Below are 17,448 nucleotides of genomic sequence, written 5' to 3'. Positions count from 1 at the left end.
GGTCTGGATCACCTGGGCCGGGAGGCAGTGTCCTGAACGAGACACACGGTGCGCGCCACGCGCAATGATGAGCGCGGTTGGGCACGAGACACCCACACAAGGCCGCAAACAGAGCCAGGTGCGGGGGTCTCTATAAGGCGCAGTGCGCACGAACCGTCAGACATGCACGGCACCGAATGGCCACGCCCACGCCACGCGCGGGAACGAGCCGGAGAAAGCATGCCAACCGGGTGCAAGGGCACGCCTGCGGCCAAAAGGGGAGACGCCCCAGGCCGGTAGGACCATGCCCCTTGGACCAGCCACAGCGGCCACACGGCCCCACCGGCCGCTCCCGAGCACACCACTGCCCGACAGCGCAGCACAAGCGCCGAAGGGCGGCAGGGGCTGCCCGAGAGCGCCAGCCCGAATACCCGATGGCAGCGAACCAGCGCCGGAGGGCGGAGGGCGGGAGCCCGGAACCGGAGGACGAAGGTCCGAAGGTAGCAAGCCAGCGCCGGAGGGCGACAGCTCGAAGGTGAAGAAGAACGAGTGAGTGCCCTTGAGCCGGAAGGCGAGGGGCGGTGAGTGCTTGCCCGGAGCCGGAAGGCGTGGGGCGGCGGTTGCATGCCCGGTACCGGGAGGTGCGGGGTGGGAAGCGGAAGGGAGTGTGGAGGCGATGCAGGACATGACCGAGCCCTCTGCGTTCTCCGCATCGTTTCGCTGCCGAACCAGTACAGGCCGGCCTGCGGCGCGAGCCGCCGAACTGGGCCCCGGCGGGACCGGACACGGCCTCGCCTCGGCAACGCTTCCCCGACTCGATGCCGGCACTGCCTCGGCGACAGCTCGAACCACGGATTGCAGTCGACCTGAGCCCAGCAACCGGCCAGGACCTTCTCGGCGGCTGCTCCGTCGCCGCCAGGTTGTACCGCAACCGACACGATCCTGGCCTCAACAGCACCGCATCAGCCCTCCACCGACTCCGGTTCCCGCCGAGCGCCAGCGCCAGCGCCACGACCGAAGACGACCGCGCTGCGGAGGCGAACCTTCAGCGCCGCGCCGCCGCTTCGCCGCAGCCTGCCTGGACCTCGGCCGCAACCTGACCCAGCCTCGGCAACGCACCGCAGGCCATCTCCGCGTCGCTTCCGTCGCTGATGGCTTGTACCGCTTTTCGAGCACGACCCGGCCCCGGCAGCACAACACGACCCTTCCGGCGGCCGCTCCGTCGCTGCCTGACGAACCCTCGGGTATCGCGGCGCTGTTCCGTCGCTGACTGTCTGAACCGCGACCGCAGATCGGCCTTGCTTCGGCTGTGGGCGCTCGGGATTCGTGTGGCGGTGCTGTCGGTGCTGGTTTGAACCGCGGTCCAAGACGGCCCTCGCTCCGGTAGCGGACCACCGGGAATCCCACGCCTTGCTCCGTCGCTGACTGCCTGAGCCTCGACCGAAACCGGACCTGGCCTCGGCAACCCACCACAGGCTATCCCTGCGCCACTTCCGTCGCCGATGTCTTGTACCGCAATCGGAAACAGAACCCTTCCGCGGCGGCGCACCCGTATTCGCATCATCGCTGTGAGCCCTGTTCTGTCGCTGACCGCCTGAACCGCAACCCGGCACAGTCCCCGACCCGACAATGCACCCGCCTAATCTCGCATCACCATTTCGGTACCCAAGGCGCGGTCCACCGGAGCCTCTACCCAGTGAGAGTCACTGTGAAACCTATTGCCCGATAGGCGGTTTGGGTGAGCAGAGCCCGTTTCGGCTCGGCTATGTCGCCGAAGTGGACTGTTTGTTTGAGCTTCGCGAGTCGGGGGTCTTCGAGGATGCCTTCTACCGGGCCCCCGGTGACAAGCACATCGAACTCGGCGTTGCCGAGGACTGCATAGGTCGCCTCTCGGGCGCGTTTCTCGGCTGCCTTCGCCTGGCCGTCTCGGCGTCTTGCGAAGCGCTGCTGGGACTGCCCGCCCGCCTTGGTCTTGCCTTGCACATAGGCGGTGTCGGTCTTGGAGACGGTGACCTTGCCGTCTTCGACGATCCCCACTGAATAAGCGCCCTTGCGGGCCAAGAGGACCGCGATGCGGCGGGGTTCGAGCGCGTAGTCGCGCAGGTGCTCGGCGGCCGTCTGCGGATCGTCGTCCAGGAGCCATCCGGCGGGCAGACCGCCGGCCAGTGTCCAGCGGACACTGGCCGACAAGCCTTCGTTCGATTCGATCGTCCACGCGTCGTCTCCGGCGCGGTGGCCCGCGATGCCGCCGTTGCGGGCGGCGAAGTTCGCGACCCACTTCGGGAGCCGCTCGGGCTCGACCTCGACGATGCGGCCGCCGCCGAAGGCGGGGCGGACCTTAGACGTTGAAGCCAAGGGCCCGCAACTGGTCGCGGCCGTCGTCGGTGATCTTGTCCGGGCCCCACGGCGGGATCCACACCCAGTTGATGCGCAGGTCGGTGGCGAGCCCGCCCTCCGGGCCCGAGCACAGGGCCGAGCGCGACTGGTCCTCGATGACGTCCGTCAGCGGGCACGCCGCCGAGGTCAGGGTCATGTCGAGGGTGACCACGTTCTGCTCGTCCACGTGGACCCCGTAGATCAGGCCGAGGTCGACCACGTTGATGCCCAGCTCGGGGTCGACCACGTCTTTCATGGCCTCGAGGACGTCGTCCTCTTTCGCCTTCACGGTGTCACTCATCCGTCGGTCCTCCCGGGGATCGCGGTTTCGGCACGGACCAGGGCGTCCTTGAACGCCATCCAGCCCAGGAGCGCGCACTTGACGCGCATCGGGTACTTCGAGACGCCGGCGAACGCCACGGCGTCCTCCAGGGTCTCCTCGTCGCCTTCGGACTGGCCCTTGGAGTTCATGAGCTCGGTGAACTCGCCGAGGCGGGCCAGCGCGTCGTCGACGGTCGTATCGTGGACCAGTTCGTACAGCACCGACGCGGAGGCCTTGGAGATCGAGCAGCCGACGTTCTCGTAGGAGACGTCGGCGACGCGGTCGCCGTCCACGTGGACCCGGAGGGTGATCTCGTCGCCGCAGGTCGGGTTGACCTGGTGCGACTCGCCCTCGTAGGGTTCGCGCAGGCCGAAGCCGCGCGGGCGCTTGTAGTGGTCCAGGATCACTTCCTGGTACAGCTCGTCGAGATTCATCAGCCGAACACCTTTCGCACCTGGCCCAACGCCTCCACGAGCCGGTCTATTTCCTCGCGGGTGTTGTAGACATAGGCCGAGGCGCGGGTGGTGGCGTTGACGCCGAAGCGGTCGCAGGTGGGCTTGGCGCAGTGGTGGCCGACGCGGACGGCGATGCCCTCGGCGTCGAGGATCTGCCCGACGTCGTGCGGGTGGACGTCCGCGAAGGTGAAGGAGACGGTCGCGCCGCGCCCGATCGGGACGCGGGGGCCGACGACGGTGAGGCCGTCGACGGTCTCGAACCGCTCGAGCATGTACCCGGCGAGTTCCTTCTCGTGGGCGCGCACGTTCTCCATGCCGAGCTCGTCGAGGTAGTCGACGGCCGCGGCCAGGCCCACCGCTTCGGCGATCGGCGGCGTGCCGGCCTCGAACTTGGCGGGCGCGTCGGCGAACGTGGTGCGCTCCATGGTGACGGTCTTGATCATGGAGCCGCCGGTGAGGAACGGGGGCATGGCGTCGAGGAGGTCGGCCTTGGCCCACAGGACGCCGATGCCGGTCGGGCCGAGCATCTTGTGGCCGGTGAAGGCGATGAAGTCGACGCCCAGTTCGGCCACGTTCACGGGCAGGTGCGGCACGGACTGGGAGGCGTCGAGGCCGACCAGTGCGCCGACCTCGCGGGCGCGGGCGGTGATCTGCGAGGTCGGGTTCACGGTGCCGAGCAGGTTCGACACGTGGGTGAACGAGATGACCTTGCAGCGTTCGGTGACGACTTCGGCGACGCTTTCGAGGTCGAGGCGGCCGTGGTCGGTGACGCCGATCCATTTGAGCGTCGCGCCGGTGCGCTGGGCGAGCTGCTGCCAGGGCACGAGGTTGGCGTGGTGCTCCATCTCGGTCACGACGATCTCGTCGCCGGGGCCGAGCTTGAAGCGCGGGTCGGCGGCCGGGTCGAACGCGGCGTTCTGGAACGCGTAGGCGAGCAGGTTGATCGATTCGGTGGAGTTCTTGGTGAACACCACCTCGTCGGGGCTCGGGGCTCCGATGAAGGCCGCGACGCGGGCGCGGGCGCCCTCGTACGCTTCGGTGGCCTCGGCGCCGAGCGTGTGGACCGAGCGCGAGATGTTCGCGTTCGAGTGGTCGGTGAAGCGGCGCATGGCCTCGACGACCTGGACGGGCTTCTGCGAGGTGGCGGCCGAGTCGAGGTAGGCGAGCTGCCTGTCGCCGATCCTGCGTCGCAGGATCGGGAAGTCGGCGCGGATCGACTCGACGTCGAGCTTGGTGACAGCCTCCACGGGCTCCTTCTTCCTGGTGGTCTAGGCCTTCTGGCCGACGTAGGACTCGTAGCCCTCGGCTTCGAGCTTGTCGGCGAGTTCGGGCCCGCCCTCTTCGGCGATCCGGCCGTCGACGAAGACGTGGACGAAGTCGGGCTTCACGTACCGCAGGATGCGCGTGTAGTGCGTGATGAGCAGGATGCCCGATTCGCTGGTGGACTTGGCGTGGTTGATGCCCTCGGAGACGGTGCGCAGGGCGTCGACGTCGAGGCCGGAGTCGGTCTCGTCGAGGATCGCGAACTTGGGCTTGAGCAGCTCCATCTGGAGGATCTCGTGGCGCTTCTTCTCGCCGCCGGAGAAGCCCTCGTTGACGTTGCGGTTGACGAAGGCCTCGTCCATCTTGAGATCGGCCATGGCGCCCTTGAGGTCCTTCATCCAGGTGCGGATCTTGGGGGCCTCGCCGTCGATGGCGGTCTTGGCGGTGCGCAGGAAGTTCGAGACGCTGACGCCGGGGACCTCGACGGGGTACTGCATGGCGAGGAAGAGGCCGGCGCGAGCGCGCTCGTCGACGCTCATCTCCAGCACGTCCTCGCCGTCGAGCAGGACGGTGCCGCCGGTGATCTCGTACTTCGGGTGCCCGGCCAGCGAGTAGGCGAGGGTCGACTTGCCGGAGCCGTTGGGGCCCATGACGGCGTGGGTCTCGCCGGAGCTGATGGTCAGGTCGACGCCGTGCAGGATCGGCTTGGCGCCCTCTTCGGTGTTGACCGAGACGTGCAGGTCGCGGATTTCGAGCTTGCTCATTGCAGATTCCTTCAGGCGTTTTCGGTGGTCTTGGGTTTCAGGCTGAGGTAGACGTCGCCGTCGCGCAGTTCGATCGGGTAGGTCGGGACCGCGACCGTGGCGGGCGGTCCGGACGGCTTGCCGGTGCGCAGGTCGAAGCTCGACCCGTGGAGCCAGCATTCGATCGAGCAGTCGTCGACGTCGCCCTCGGAGAGCGCCACGGCGGCGTGGGAGCACTCGTCGTAGAGGGCGAACACCTCTTCGCCCTTGCGCACGAGCACGATCGACGTGCCGTGGATGTCGGCCGCGACGGGCTCGGCATCGGGCAGGTCGCCGAGCGCGCACACGCGCAGGAAGTCCTGGTCGGTCATTTAGGCACCGGCATCCAGGCGCGCGACGACGAGTTCGGTGAGTTCCTCCCGCAGGGCCTCGTCGGGGACCTTCTGGAGGATCTCGTTGAAGAAGCCCTTGACGACCAGCCGGCGGGCCTCGGGCTCGGGGATGCCGCGGGACTGGAGGTAGAACAGGTGCTCCTCGTCGAAGCGGCCGGTCGTGGAGGCGTGTCCGGCGCCGACGATCTCGCCGGTCTCGATCTCCAGGTTCGGCACCGAGTCGGCGCGGGCGCCGTCGGAGAGGACGAGGTTGCGGTTGATCTCGTAGGTGTCGGTGCCGGTGGCCTTGTCCTGGATGAGGACGTCACCGACCCAGACGGTGTGCGCGGTCGCGCCCTGGAGGGCGCCGCGGTAGTTCACGTTCGAGCGGCAGTCGGGGACCGAGTGGTCCACGAGCTGGCGCTGCTCCAGGTGCTGGCCGGCGTCGGCGAAGTAGAGCCCGAGGGCGTCCACGGAGCCGCCGCGCCCGGCGTAGTCGATCGACAGGTACTGGCGGACCAGGTCGCCGCCGAGCGTGACGGCGATGTGGTCGAGCTTGGCGTCCTTGCCGAGGCGGGCCTTCTGGTGCTCGACGTGGGTGGACTCGCGGTCCCATTCGGCCACGACGACCAGGCGCAGGTGCGCGCCGTCGCCGACCGAGATCTCCACGTTGTCGCCGAGGCGGGCCTGGCCGGTGTGGCGCACGATGACGGTGACGTCGGCGTGGTGGCCGACCTCGAGGTAGGTGTGGGCCCAGGTGGCGCCGTCGAGGCCGCCGCCGGTGACGTCGATCCAGACCGGTTCGGCCACGGCCGCCTCGGGCGCGACGGCGACGAGCAGGGCCTTCTCGCTGTTGGCCCAGGCGACGGCGCTGGGCCGGTCGAAGGGCGTCAGGATCGATCCCAGGCGCTCGTCGTCCTTGCCGACCGCTTCGGCGCTGACGCCTTCGGGCAGGCTGCGGATGGCGTACTGGGCGGCCTTGACCGCGGGCGCGGTGCCTTCACTGTCGAGGCCGGCGAGGCGCTTGATCGGCGTGAAGCGCCAGTCCTCCTCCCGGCCGGTGAGGGCCGGGAAGTCCGCGGGCTCGAACGAGCGCAGCAGCTGCGACTTGGTCTTCGGGGGCACCTCGCCGGCGCCGTGGGTGTGCGGCTTGGCGGATGTCGCCAATTCGATGCTCATGAAATCTCTGGTTTCCTAGTCCGGGCCGTGGGTCGGTTAACCGACCGCGCCTTCCATTTGGAGCTCGATCAGGCGGTTGAGCTCGAGGGCGTACTCCATGGGGAGTTCCTTGGCGATGGGCTCGATGAAGCCGCGGACGATCATCGCGGCCGCCTCGTCCTCGGTCAGGCCCCGGCTCATGAGGTAGAACATCTGGTCCTCGCCGATCTTGGAGACCGTCGCCTCGTGGCCCATGTCGACGTCGTCCTCGCGGATGTCGACGTACGGGTAGGTGTCCGAGCGCGAGATGGTGTCGACCAGCAGCGCGTCGCACTTGACGGTGGACTTGGCGTGGTGCGAGCCGTCGTCGACCTTCACCAGGCCGCGGTAGGAGGTGCGGCCCCCGCCCCGGGAGATCGACTTGGAGACGATCGTCGAGGAGGTGTGCGGCGCGGCGTGGGTCATCTTCGCGCCGGTGTCCTGGTGCTGGCCGGCGCCGGCCATGGCGACCGACAGGACCTCGCCCTTGGCGTGCTCGCCGGTCATGACCACGGCCGGGTACTTCATGGTGACCTTGGAGCCGAGGTTGCCGTCGACCCATTCCATGGTCGCGCCCTGCTCGGCGATCGCCCGCTTGGTGACCAGGTTGTAGACGTTGTTCGACCAGTTCTGGATGGTCGTGTACCGGACGCGGGCGTCCTTCTTGACCACGATCTCGACCACGGCCGAGTGCAGCGAGTCCGAGGAGTACACCGGGGCGGTGCAGCCCTCGATGTAGTGCACGAACGAGCCCTCGTCGGCGATGATGAGCGTGCGCTCGAACTGGCCCATGTTCTCGGTGTTGATCCGGAAGTAGGCCTGGAGCGGGATGTCGACGTGGACGCCCTTGGGCACGTAGATGAACGAGCCGCCCGACCACACGGAGGTGTTGAGCGCGGCGAACTTGTTGTCGCCGACCGGGATCACCGTGCCGAAGTACTCCTTGAAGAGCTCGGGGTGCTCCTTGAGGCCGGTGTCGGTGTCCATGAAGATGACGCCCTGCTGCTCCAGGTCCTCGCGGATGGAGTGGTAGAGCACCGTCGACTCGTACTGGGCGGCCACGCCGGAGACGAGCTGCTGGCGCTCGGCCTCGGGGATGCCCAGCTTGTCGTAGGTCTTCTTGATGTCCTCGGGCAGGTCCTCCCAGGACTCGGCCTGCTTCTCGGAGGCCTCGACGTAGTACTTGATGTTGTCGAAGTCGATGCCCGACAGGTCGGCGCCCCAGTTCGGCATCGGCTTGCGGCCGAAGAGTTTGAGGCCCTTCAGGCGCAGGTCGAGCATCCACTCGGGTTCGCCCTTGCGCGCGGAGATGTCGCGGACGACCTCCTCGGTCAGCCCGCGCCGCGCGTTGGCCCCGGCGGCGTCGGAGTCGGCCCAGCCGTACTCGTACCGCTCCAGGGAGGCCAAGGCCTCCTCTTGGCTCAGCGGTTCGCTCTTCTGCGTGTCGGTCATCTCAAGTCTCACCTTTGACCTGTCGGGTTGTCGGTCTGCCGTTCGGGGTCGGGCAGCGGCACCGGGCCGCCGCCTGCTCCGTCGGTGCCCGCGGCCCTGCGGCCGCGGCTGGTGCCGGGAACGTGGGTGGTGCACACCCCGTCCCCGTTGGCGATCGTGGCCAGCCGCTGGACGTGGACGCCCAGCAGGCGGCTGATCACCCGCGTCTCCGCCTCGCACAGCTGCGGGAACTCCGCGGCCACGCCCGCCACCGGGCAGTGGTGCTGGCAGATCTGCCCGCCCGAGGCGATGACCGACGCCGTGGCGGCGTAGCCCTCCCCGGACATGGCGGTCGCCAGCGCCTGCGCGCGGGCCATCGGGTCGTCCGAGTCGACCGCGTCCATGGCGGCCCGGCAGCGGGCCTCCAGTCGCGCGACCTGCTCGGCGGCGAAGCCGCCTATGGCGTCCTCGCCTTCGAACCGGCGGATCCAGCGCAGGGCCTCCATCGCGAGGTCGTCGTACGTGTGGCCGAGTCCGGTGCGGGCGGCCGGCGTGAGCTGGTAGCTCCTGGCCGGTCGGCCGCGGCCGGCGGTCTTGACCACGCGGGTCTCGACCAGGCCCTCGGCCTCCATCGCGTCGAGATGGCGGCGGGTGGCGGTGGCGGTGATGCCGAGGGAGCGGGCCAGGACGGCGGCCGTGGCGTGGCCGCCTTCGAGCAGCAGCCTGGTCACCCGGCGGCGGGTGTCCCCGTCCGTCGAGTGGCTGGCCGCCCTCGTCACCATTTCCACAAGATAAATGTTACTTAATTCGCAGGGGACCGTCGAGATGCCTGGTGGTGAGACGGGGCACGCAGGGTTGCCTAACCTCACAAGGCGCCGGAACCGCGCAGCCCACATCGGCGGACCCGGCCCGAGCCGCGGGGCGGGTCCAAGGTTAGATTCGCGCCGTGGAGCTGTTGCAGCGGTGGTTCGGTCGGCCCAAGGCGATTCGCAGATGGGCGCTGGCTTGCGTGATCGCGAACGTCGGCATCATCGTGACCGGCGGCGCGGTGCGCCTGACCGAGTCCGGGCTGGGCTGCCCCGAATGGCCCAAGTGCACGGCCGACTCCCTGGTGACGACCCCTGAGATGGGGATCTTCGGGGTGATCGAGTTCGGCAACCGGGTGTTGACGTTCGTGCTGGTCGCGGTGGCGCTCGGGGCGCTGGCGGCGGCGTGGCTGCGGGTGCCGCGGCGAAGGTCGCTGGTGCGGCTGGCGGTACTGGGGATGCTGTACGTCCCGGTGCAGGCGGTCATCGGCGGGATCACGGTGTGGACGAACCTGAACCCGTGGGTGGTGGGCCTGCACTTCCTGGCGTCGATCCCGCTCGTGGCGATCTCGGTCGCGCTGTACGTGCGCGCGGGCGAGCCGGACGGGGCGGTGGTGCCGCTGGTGCCGCGCGCGGTGACGCTGCTGAGCCGGGGCCTGGTGGGCGTCGCGTTCGCGGTGATCGTGCTGGGCGTGGTGGTGACCGGGTCGGGCCCGCACGCGGGCGACGCGGAGACGCCGCGCAACGGCATGGACCCGGCGTTGATGTCGCAGTTCCACGCGGACCTGGTGTGGCTGCTGGTGGGGATGACGGTGGCGCTGATCGCGGCGCTGCACGCGGTGAAGGCCCCGGAGTCGGCCAAGCGGGTGGCGTACACGCTGCTGGTCGTGGAGCTGCTGCAAGGGGTCATCGGGTACACGCAGTACTACATGGACCTGCCGGAGCTGCTGGTGGGGATGCACATGCTGGGGGCCGGGGTGCTGTGGGTGGCGGTCGTGGCGGTGCCGTTCAGCCTGCGCAGGCGCGAGCCGAGCGCCGAGGCCGTGCCGCTGCATTACGAGATCCACGGCGAACGCGAGGGCGACCGGATCGTCGAGCCCGAACCGACCGTGAGGGAAACCGCGGTCTAACCGGGCACGACCTCGACGGCGGCGTGGTGGGCGCCGATCGGTTTCGCATCGCCGGTGAGCAACGGCGCGTCGAGGAGTTCGGGCAAGGCGATATAGGCGGCGTCGTGGCCGTTGCGGTCATGCCGGAGCGCCCAGCACCGGTCGGCGGTGACCGACCCGGGATAGCGGCGGATCGGCAGTTCGGCGAAGTCGGCTCGGGCGGTGTCGGCGTCCGCGGGCTTGGAACGCGACACGCGGTCCGGTACCGGACCGCGTGTCGCGTTCTCGGGGTCAGCGCTTGCCGGTCGGGGTGAGGGTTATGAAGGTGACCGAGTAGGGCTCGAATTCGTAAGTGAACTCGTTGCCGAGGTGCTTGACCTGTTCGGTGACCGGGTAGACCACCTGGTCCTCGCCGAGGACGTTGTCGCAGCCGGGTTCGCAGGCGATCGTGGTGACCTCGCCGCGCTTGTGGAGTTTCCGGCCTTCAAATGCGATGTCGGTGGTGATCGCCTTGTCCTGGGCGTTCACCACTTTGAGGGTGATCGCGCCGGTCTCGGCGTCGCGGGTGACCACTTGGTAGAGCGGTTCGATCGCGGCGTCGTCCTCGACGCTGAAGGCCTCCTCGCCGTCGATGTAGCCGGTGATGGTGCGACCGTCGACTTCCACCTTCAGGTCGTAGGTGCGGCCGGTCTCGATCACGGTGTCGTGGTTGAGGAGGGTCGACTTCCCGCCGCTGGAGGACTTCTCGACCGCGCTGGTGGTGTTGTTCCAGCCGCCGAGGTTCCACCAGTAGTAGTCGTCGGAGCCTTCGACGCCGAACATGACGAGGAAGCCCTCGTCGCCGGCGGTCTTGGTGGCCTTGAGCTCCAGCGTGTAGTTCGACCAGTCGGCCGAGCCGGCGGTGGAGCGGGCGTCCTCGACGATCGCGGTCTGGTGGTAGGCGCCGTCGAGCACCTCCCAGGTGCCGGTGGGGGTGTCTCCGGGACCGGTCACGGTCCAGGCGTCCGATCCGGCCGCGAAGTCGTCCGCGAAGAGGACCTCGCCGTCGGCTCCGGTCACGGTCACGTCGTCGTAGGCCGCGGCGGTGTTCCAGGTCGCCACGCCGATGCCGCCGGCGATGTCGGCGACCTCGACGGGGTCGGCCTCCAGGGTCGAGGCGAGCGCCTCGTCTCCGGCGTGGGCGCTGAACAGTTGCTGCACTTCGTAACTGGCGGACTTGACGGCCTGGTGGTTGTCGAACCAGATCATGTCCGGGGCCCAGTCGACGTAGTCGATGTTCGACAGCAGCGGCGCGTAGGAGGCCAGGTCGACCACGTCGCCGTTGCGTTCGAGACCGGTGAGGTACGAGGCCTCGGAGAGGGCGCTCCACCAGGTGTTGGAGAGGGAGGCGTACTCGCCGACGAACACGTGCGGGCCCTCGCGGTCGTAGGCGTCGTAGCGGTCGTTGTTGGACAGGAACCACTCGGGCGAGTTGTAGTAGTGCTCGTCCACGAGGTCGGCGCCCTGCTCGCGGGCGAATTCCCAGCTGCGGTCGAAGACCTCGCCCTCGTCGTCCACGCCGGAGTTCGCGATGATCGCGATCTCGGGGTGCGCCTCGCGGATCGCGTCGTGGAAGGCCGGGTAGTTCTCGTAGTACTGCGGCTTGTACTCCTCGTTGCCGAGGCCGATCATGGTGATGCCGAACGGCTCGGGATGGCCCATGTCGGCGCGCAGCGAGCCCCATTCGGAGTCGGCCGGGCCGTTGGCGAACTCGATGAGGTCGAGGGTGTCCTGGACCCAGAGGTCGAGTTCGTCCGGGTCGGTGATCTCGGCCGAGTCGCCGCAGCCGGTCACGCCGACCGGGACGACGGGCAGCGCTTCGGCGCCGATGTCCTCGGCGAACTGGAAGTACTCGAAGTAGCCGAGGCCGTAGGACTGGTTGTAGCCCCAGAAGTTGTGGTTGGTGAGGCGCTCCTCGACCGGGCCGACGGTGTCCTTCCAGTTGTAGGCCCGCTCGCGCGAGTCGGGGTCGAAGGAGCCGGTGTTCACGATGCAGCCGCCGGGGAACCGCAGGAAGCTCGGTTCGAGGTCGGCGATGAGCTCGGCGAGGTCGGCGCGCAGGCCGTTCTCGCGGCCGAGGAAGGTGTCCTCGGGGAAGAGGGAGACCATGTCGAGGTCGGTCGCGTCCGAGGTGGTGACCGCGAGGCGGCCGGTCGTGCTCGTCGCGTCGGCGGTCAGGGACGCTTCGAGCTTCGTCCACTCGCCGGTGCCGTCGAGGGCGAGGGCGGCGGTGGAGGAGAGGGCGTCGCCGCCTGCGTCGGTGAGGCTCGCGTGGAGCTCGGTGTCGGCGTCGGCGCGGGCCCAGACGCTGAAGTCGTAGTCGTCGCCGGCGGTGTAGGCCATGCCGGAGTTGTAGCCCGCGTTGACAATCGTGGCTGCGGCCGCGGCGCTGAGATAGGTGGCGTTGGCGTCGTTGAGGGGGTCGGCGGTTTGGATCTCGGCGCTGCCGTCCACGGTCCAGGCGGTCAGCGGGGTGTACGAGCCGTTGTCGGCGGGGCTGAACTCGAAGGAGCGGTTCTGGACGAGTTCGGCGTAGAGGCCGCCGTCGGCGGCGTGGTTGATGTCCTCGTAGAACAGTCCGTAGAGCCGGTCGGAGATGGCGGTCGCGTCGCCGAGGTCGACGGCGATGCTCGCCTCGGCCTCGGGCGCGGGGCCTCTGCCCGCGGTGAGGGTGGCGAGTACGACGACCGCGGCGCCGGCCACGGCGAGGGTGCGCGTTCGGTTCGGAGGCTGCATCGTCTCCCGTTCTGAAAAGTGTTGAAACATGTCAATGTATTGTGCATGTTAACGGTCACTCGGTCAAGGGTCGGGAAGATCCGAGGCCGAGGCGGCGGACGCGGGCGATCACTTCGGGGCGGGGAGCGGCGGGTGCGAGTGCGGCGGCGCGCGGGGCCGGGGAGCGGCGGGCTCATAGAATCCGGGCGTGACACAAGCGATCTCGCGACGCGAACGCGCCCTCGGCTGCCTCGTCGGCGGCGCGGTGGGCGATGCCCTCGGCTACCAGGTCGAATTCGACTCCTGGCCGCAGATCGCGGCCGACTACGGGCCCGGCGGGGTCGCCGAGCTGCGGTACAACCGCGTCTCGGACGACACCCAGATGACCCTGTTCACCGTCGAGGGGCTGTTGCAGGCGCAGCCGGGGGCCGAGGCCGAATCGGTGCGGCTCGCGTATCTGCGGTGGCTGGTGACGCAGCAGGAACCGATGCCGCCCATGGGTTCTCGCGGACTCGCGGCGCTGCCGTGGCTGTACGCGCGCCGCGCGCCCGGCAACGCGTGCCTCTCGGGGCTCGCGGCAGGAGGCGAGCCGGGCGTCAATCCGGACTCGAAGGGCTGCGGCACGGTCATGCGCTCGGCCCCGTTCGGGCTGCGCCACTCCCCCGCCGAGGCCTACGCGCTCGCGGAGGCGTGCTCGGCGTTCACGCACGGGCACCCGACCGCGGGGGCCGCGGCGGGTGCGCTGGCGATGATCGTGGCGCACTTGATGGAGGGCGCGAGTCCGCAGCGCGCAGTCTCGGCGACGCTGCTCCACTTGCAGCGGAGCCTGGACCGGTCGGAGACGGCGGACGCGCTTCAGAAGGCGTACTCGCTGGCGGGGAACGTCCCGCCCGGGCCGAACACGTGCACGCCGCTGGGTGAGGGCTGGATCGCGGAGGAGGCGCTGGCGATCGCGGTGTACTGCTTCCTGGGGACGGACGACGTGCGAGCCGGGCTGGTGGCGTCGGTGAGTCATGGGGGCGACTCGGACTCGACCGGAGCGATTCTCGGGAACCTCTATGGAGCGGCGTACGGCCATGCGGCACTGCCGAGGGAATGGGCCTCGCAAGCCGAAGGCCGGGAGACGATAGCGGCACTGGCCGAGAAGTTGAGCGGAGAATAAGAGCGGACCGGTTGCAGCGCAACCGGTCCGAAGGATGAAGCCGAGGAAGGCGACCCGGCAAAGAGGAGTCGAACCACCGGGCGATGTCATACCCCCGAGGCAGGGTTGAACCGGGGGCCCATCGATGTCCGAATTGCCCGGAACCCTCCGCTCACCTTTCGCAACTCCCGCGCGTGGCGGCCTAGGCGGCGGCCTTCACCGCCGCTGCGACCGCCGGGGCCACTCTCGGGTCCAGCGGCGACGGCACGATCCTGTCCGCCGCCAGATCCTCCGCCGCAATGTCCGCGATCGCCTGGGCCGCTGCGAGCTTCATCTTCTCCGTGATCTGCGGCGCCCCCGCGTCCAGCGCGCCCCGGAAGATCCCCGGGAAGGCCAGCACATTGTTGATCTGGTTCGGAAAATCGCTGCGCCCGGTCGCCACGATCGCCGCGTGGCGCGCGGCCACCTCCGGGTCGATCTCCGGCGTCGGATTCGCCAGCGCGAACACGATCGCGTTCGCCGCCATGCCCTCCAGCGCCGACTCCGGAATCCGCCCGCCCGAGACGCCCACGAGCACATCCGCCCCGCGCAGCGCCTCGGTCACGTCGCCTCGGCGGCCGCTTCGGTTCGTGCGCGCCGCGAGCTGTTCCTTGACCGGGTTCAACCGCTCCCGGCCTTCGTGGATGATCCCGGTCGAGTCGCACACGATCACCTCGCCGACTCCGGCTTCGGTGAGGATCTTCGTGATCGCCACCCCCGCAGCCCCCGCGCCGACCACCGCGACCGTCAGGTCCTCGGCGCGCCGGCCCTGGAGCCGGATCGCGTTCGTCAGCGCGGCGAGCACGACCACGGCTGTGCCGTGCTGGTCGTCGTGGAAGACCGGGATGTCGAGCATGGCCTTGAGCCGGTCCTCGATCGCGAAGCAGCGCGGCGCCGAGATGTCCTCCAGGTTGATCCCGCCGAAGGACGGCGCGATGGCGGCCACGGCCGCCACGATCGCGTCGGGGTCCTTGGTGTCCAGGCAGATCGGCACGGCGTCGACGTCCGCGAACTGGCGGAACAGGGCGGCCTTGCCCTCCATGACCGGGAGCGAGGCGGCCGGGCCGATGTCCCCGAGGCCGAGCACCGCGGTGCCGTCGGTGACCACGGCGACGAGGTTCGAGCGCCAGGTGTGCGTCCGCGCCAGCGAGACGTCGGCGGCGATGGCCTCGCACACGCGGGCGACGCCGGGCGTGTAGGCGACGGAGAGGTCTTCGCGGCTGTCGAGCGGGACGGTGGAGGAGGTGCGCAGTTTGCCGCCGCGGTGGGCGAGGAAGATCGGGTCTTGCAGGTCGATCACGGTTTGAGATGGCACGGAAAGCCTCATTGCTTCGATGACGATCGCCGACTCTGCGGACGCGGAACGGATGGTTCCATCGGGGAGTGAGCGGCGGGAGGCGGCGTCATGCGGGCTTCTGACCCCCACGCCGCGACTACCGGCTCGCGGCGTGCGTGCGCCGCCGCGAGCGGATTTCCCACAGGGCGGTCAGTGTAGCTCAGCGGTGGTCTGGATCCGGATCGCGGCGGCGGTCCACGCGGCGCGTTTCACCGCCTCGTCCTCATCCCCCAACGCTTTGGACAGTTGCACGAAATCATTTGCGGCCCTTTGGAGTCCGACTCGCTTCAGGTTCGCCGCGACGGTTTCGACGCGGACGCGGGAGGGTTCGCGTGAGCGGCGCAGCCCCTGGTGCGCCAGGTCCGCGCAGACGACGGTCGCGGCCTCGATCGCGGCGGCGACCGGATCGGTGGTGGCGGCGTGGTCGGCGGCGGCGAGGTCGGCGGAGTCGTCGCCGGGGGCGAGGTCGGGCACCACGGGGCCGTCGCCGGTGAGGATCGCGGTGGGTTCGACGATGAGTTCGCCTCTGTGGCGGCGCACGTGGCCGGCGACGGCGAGCGGTTCGGTGGCGAGGGCCTTCTCGGCGGCTTCGAGCGCGCCGGGAGCGGCGGCGCGGTGCTGGACCCGCAGGCGCGCCGATCCGCCGCCGGGGGCGGTGATGCGCGCTTCGAGGCACTGCGTCGCCGGGTCGTATCCGAGGGCGTCGACCGAGGCGATCGCTATGACGCGCAGGGATTCGGCGGCCACGCGCGGGCGGACGAGCCCGGGCGGCAGGTCGGCGAGTTCGGCGGCGAGCGCGTCGAGGTCGGTGGCGCGCAGGGAGTTCGGCAGGTCGTTCCAGGCGAGGCCGAGCGGGAGCACCTGGGTCTTGGCGAGCCGTCCGGTGCCGAGTTTGAGGGCGCGGGCGGCGGTGCGGGTGGCGGCCTCGGTGACGGTGTTCCCGCCCGCGAGGGCGCTGATCCGGCATCCGGCGATCTTGCGGCCGGCGAGTTCGGCGCCGGTGAGGTTGCCGTCCTCGGGGAGGGGCCATTCGCGTTGGATCGCGAGGACCATGCCGGTCTCGGGTTGCGCGAAGTAGACCTCCAGGGTGCGGCGGTCGCCGTCGGTGCCGATGCGGGCGCCGATCCCGGTGAGGCGCACCAGGGTCAGCGGGGTCGCGTCGGCCTCCTCGCTGCCGAGGATCTGCGCGGGCGGGGTGCCGCCGGGGTGCGCCGAGGCGCGGGCGCGGGCGGGGAGTTCGGCAAGGAGCGCGGCGAGCCGGTGCGGGTCGTAGGCGGCCGAGCGGTCCTCGTAGCGCTGGAGCTGGTCGATGAGGTCGTTGACGGCTCCGGCGGGCCAGTGCGCGCGGCGGCGGGTGAGGGCCTTCGCCTCGCGTTGCAGTGCGGCGCGCAGGACGGCGTCGGCGCCGTCGACGCCGTCGAGGAGCACCTGTTCGGCGAGCGCGAGCGCCCCGGCGAGGCTGCTCTCGGCGCTGGTGCCGCCGACGCTGACGGTGGTCGTGCCTTCGGCCGGGGCTTCGCGGAAGGCCCAGACGGCGAGGACGATGGCGGCGGCGCGGGCGGGCCCGGTCGCGTCGGTGTGGACGTAGCCGAGGCCGGGGACGAGGAAGGAGACGGTGGCGGCGGGCAGTTCGGCGACGGCGGGCCGGTCGGGTCCGGGCCAGACGAGGCGGGCGGTGTACCCGGCGCGGCGGGTGGCCTCGGCGGCCTTGAGCGCGTGGTGGCCGAGGGCTTCGCGGAGCTGGTCGTCGGTGATCGCGGCGGGGGTGGCGACGGGCTGCGGGGCGGTCTCGGCGGGCGCGGCGGCGTCGTCCTCGGCGGGTGCGCCTTCGTGTTCGCGCTGGTAGGCGAGGACGGCGCCGATGCGGTGGCGGCATTTGCCGCTCGCGCCGCAGGTGCAGGTGGCCGTCTCCAGGCCGCCTTCGGCGGCGAGCACGGCCCGGGCGCCGTCGGGGAAGACGGCGGTGAGGGCGCCGTCCTCGGCGAGGGCGAGTTCGGGGGCGGCCCCGGCGTCGAGGTCCTTGGCGGCGCGTTTGACGAGGCCGCGGTTGGCAAGGGCCGCAAGGGCGTCGGGGGTCAGCGCGAGCAGGTCGCTGCGGGTCACTCTCACTCCATCCAGAGGGGTCT

15 protein-coding genes are annotated in these 17,448 nt (G+C 70.0%); 2 read left to right on the top strand and 13 right to left on the bottom strand.

Translation table 11 applies throughout. The features are described from left to right. Window positions 1-1,668: 1,668 nt before the first annotated feature. The 9 genes from IF12_RS0119810 to IF12_RS0119770 are packed head-to-tail and all read right to left on the bottom strand — an operon-like array spanning window position 1,669 to window position 8,919. Entirely contained in the window at window positions 1,669-2,334 is a 666-nt protein-coding gene (locus IF12_RS0119810) for an acVLRF1 family peptidyl-tRNA hydrolase (protein ID WP_030161525.1), read from the bottom strand. Next, entirely contained in the window at window positions 2,318-2,656 is a 339-nt protein-coding gene (locus tag IF12_RS0119805) for a metal-sulfur cluster assembly factor (protein ID WP_030161523.1), read from the bottom strand. Before IF12_RS0119805 ends, IF12_RS0119810 begins: the two co-directional genes overlap by 17 nt. After that, the gene (gene sufU, locus IF12_RS0119800; protein ID WP_030161522.1) at window positions 2,653-3,111 is read right to left on the bottom strand and encodes a Fe-S cluster assembly sulfur transfer protein SufU; all 459 of its coding nucleotides are present in this window, start codon (window positions 3,109-3,111) and stop codon (window positions 2,653-2,655) included. Before sufU ends, IF12_RS0119805 begins: the two co-directional genes overlap by 4 nt. Then, window positions 3,111-4,379 carry a cysteine desulfurase gene (locus IF12_RS0119795; RefSeq protein ID WP_030161520.1) on the bottom strand — a complete coding sequence of 423 codons (1,269 nt, stop codon included), beginning with the start codon at window positions 4,377-4,379 and terminating at the stop codon, window positions 3,111-3,113. The genes sufU and IF12_RS0119795 overlap by 1 nt, the downstream gene beginning before the upstream one ends. A gap of 21 nt (window positions 4,380-4,400) precedes the next feature. Further along, complete coding sequence (gene sufC, locus IF12_RS0119790) at window positions 4,401-5,159, bottom strand: Fe-S cluster assembly ATPase SufC (RefSeq protein ID WP_030161518.1); 759 nt, start codon at window positions 5,157-5,159, stop codon at window positions 4,401-4,403. Window positions 5,160-5,170: 11 nt separating this feature from the next. Then, window positions 5,171-5,509: a non-heme iron oxygenase ferredoxin subunit gene (locus tag IF12_RS0119785; protein ID WP_030161516.1), complete on the bottom strand. Its 339-nt coding sequence runs from the start codon at window positions 5,507-5,509 to the stop codon at window positions 5,171-5,173. Further along, window positions 5,510-6,688: a Fe-S cluster assembly protein SufD gene (sufD, locus tag IF12_RS0119780; RefSeq protein ID WP_051704646.1), complete on the bottom strand. Its 1,179-nt coding sequence runs from the start codon at window positions 6,686-6,688 to the stop codon at window positions 5,510-5,512. A gap of 36 nt (window positions 6,689-6,724) precedes the next feature. Further along, window positions 6,725-8,158, bottom strand: coding sequence for a Fe-S cluster assembly protein SufB (gene sufB / locus IF12_RS0119775; RefSeq protein ID WP_030161511.1), 1,434 nt, complete (start codon window positions 8,156-8,158; stop codon window positions 6,725-6,727). Between the two features lie 8 nt (window positions 8,159-8,166). Continuing rightward, complete coding sequence (locus IF12_RS0119770) at window positions 8,167-8,919, bottom strand: metalloregulator ArsR/SmtB family transcription factor (protein ID WP_081913769.1); 753 nt, start codon at window positions 8,917-8,919, stop codon at window positions 8,167-8,169. Between the two features lie 164 nt (window positions 8,920-9,083). On the opposite strand from IF12_RS0119770, the gene IF12_RS0119765 reads away from it, so the two are divergent. Further along, window positions 9,084-10,073 (top strand): heme A synthase, encoded by a 990-nt coding sequence (locus IF12_RS0119765; protein WP_081913768.1) that lies wholly within the window; start codon window positions 9,084-9,086, stop codon window positions 10,071-10,073. Here IF12_RS0119765 and IF12_RS23375 read toward each other — a convergent pair. Both IF12_RS23375 and IF12_RS0119755 read right to left on the bottom strand, forming a co-directional pair. Further along, on the bottom strand, window positions 10,070-10,306 hold the full coding sequence (locus IF12_RS23375; protein WP_051704645.1) for a type II toxin-antitoxin system VapC family toxin: 237 nt from the start codon (window positions 10,304-10,306) through the stop codon (window positions 10,070-10,072). The two genes, IF12_RS0119765 and IF12_RS23375, sit on opposite strands and share 4 nt — an antisense overlap. Before the next feature lie 37 nt (window positions 10,307-10,343). Further along, complete coding sequence (locus tag IF12_RS0119755) at window positions 10,344-12,827, bottom strand: alpha-L-arabinofuranosidase C-terminal domain-containing protein (protein WP_030161504.1); 2,484 nt, start codon at window positions 12,825-12,827, stop codon at window positions 10,344-10,346. A gap of 187 nt (window positions 12,828-13,014) precedes the next feature. Between IF12_RS0119755 and IF12_RS0119750 the strand changes: the two genes are divergently transcribed. Then, on the top strand, window positions 13,015-13,968 hold the full coding sequence (locus IF12_RS0119750) for an ADP-ribosylglycohydrolase family protein (RefSeq protein ID WP_030161502.1): 954 nt from the start codon (window positions 13,015-13,017) through the stop codon (window positions 13,966-13,968). Window positions 13,969-14,149: 181 nt separating this feature from the next. On the opposite strand, the gene IF12_RS0119745 is transcribed toward IF12_RS0119750, so the two are convergent. Together IF12_RS0119745 and IF12_RS0119740 are read right to left on the bottom strand one after the other, a co-directional pair. Next, window positions 14,150-15,283, bottom strand: a complete 1,134-nt coding sequence (locus IF12_RS0119745) for a malic enzyme-like NAD(P)-binding protein (protein ID WP_030161500.1) — start codon at window positions 15,281-15,283, stop codon at window positions 14,150-14,152. Between the two features lie 189 nt (window positions 15,284-15,472). Continuing rightward, on the bottom strand, window positions 15,473-17,425 hold the full coding sequence (locus tag IF12_RS0119740) for an SWIM zinc finger family protein (RefSeq protein WP_030161498.1): 1,953 nt from the start codon (window positions 17,423-17,425) through the stop codon (window positions 15,473-15,475). Window positions 17,426-17,448 lie beyond the last annotated feature (23 nt).

The organism is Glycomyces sp. NRRL B-16210 (assembly GCF_000719515.1).
Lineage (GTDB): Bacteria > Actinomycetota > Actinomycetes > Mycobacteriales > Micromonosporaceae > Glycomyces.
Note: the sequence above shows the minus strand (reverse complement) of the source record. Positions and strands in the feature narration are given on the sequence as shown.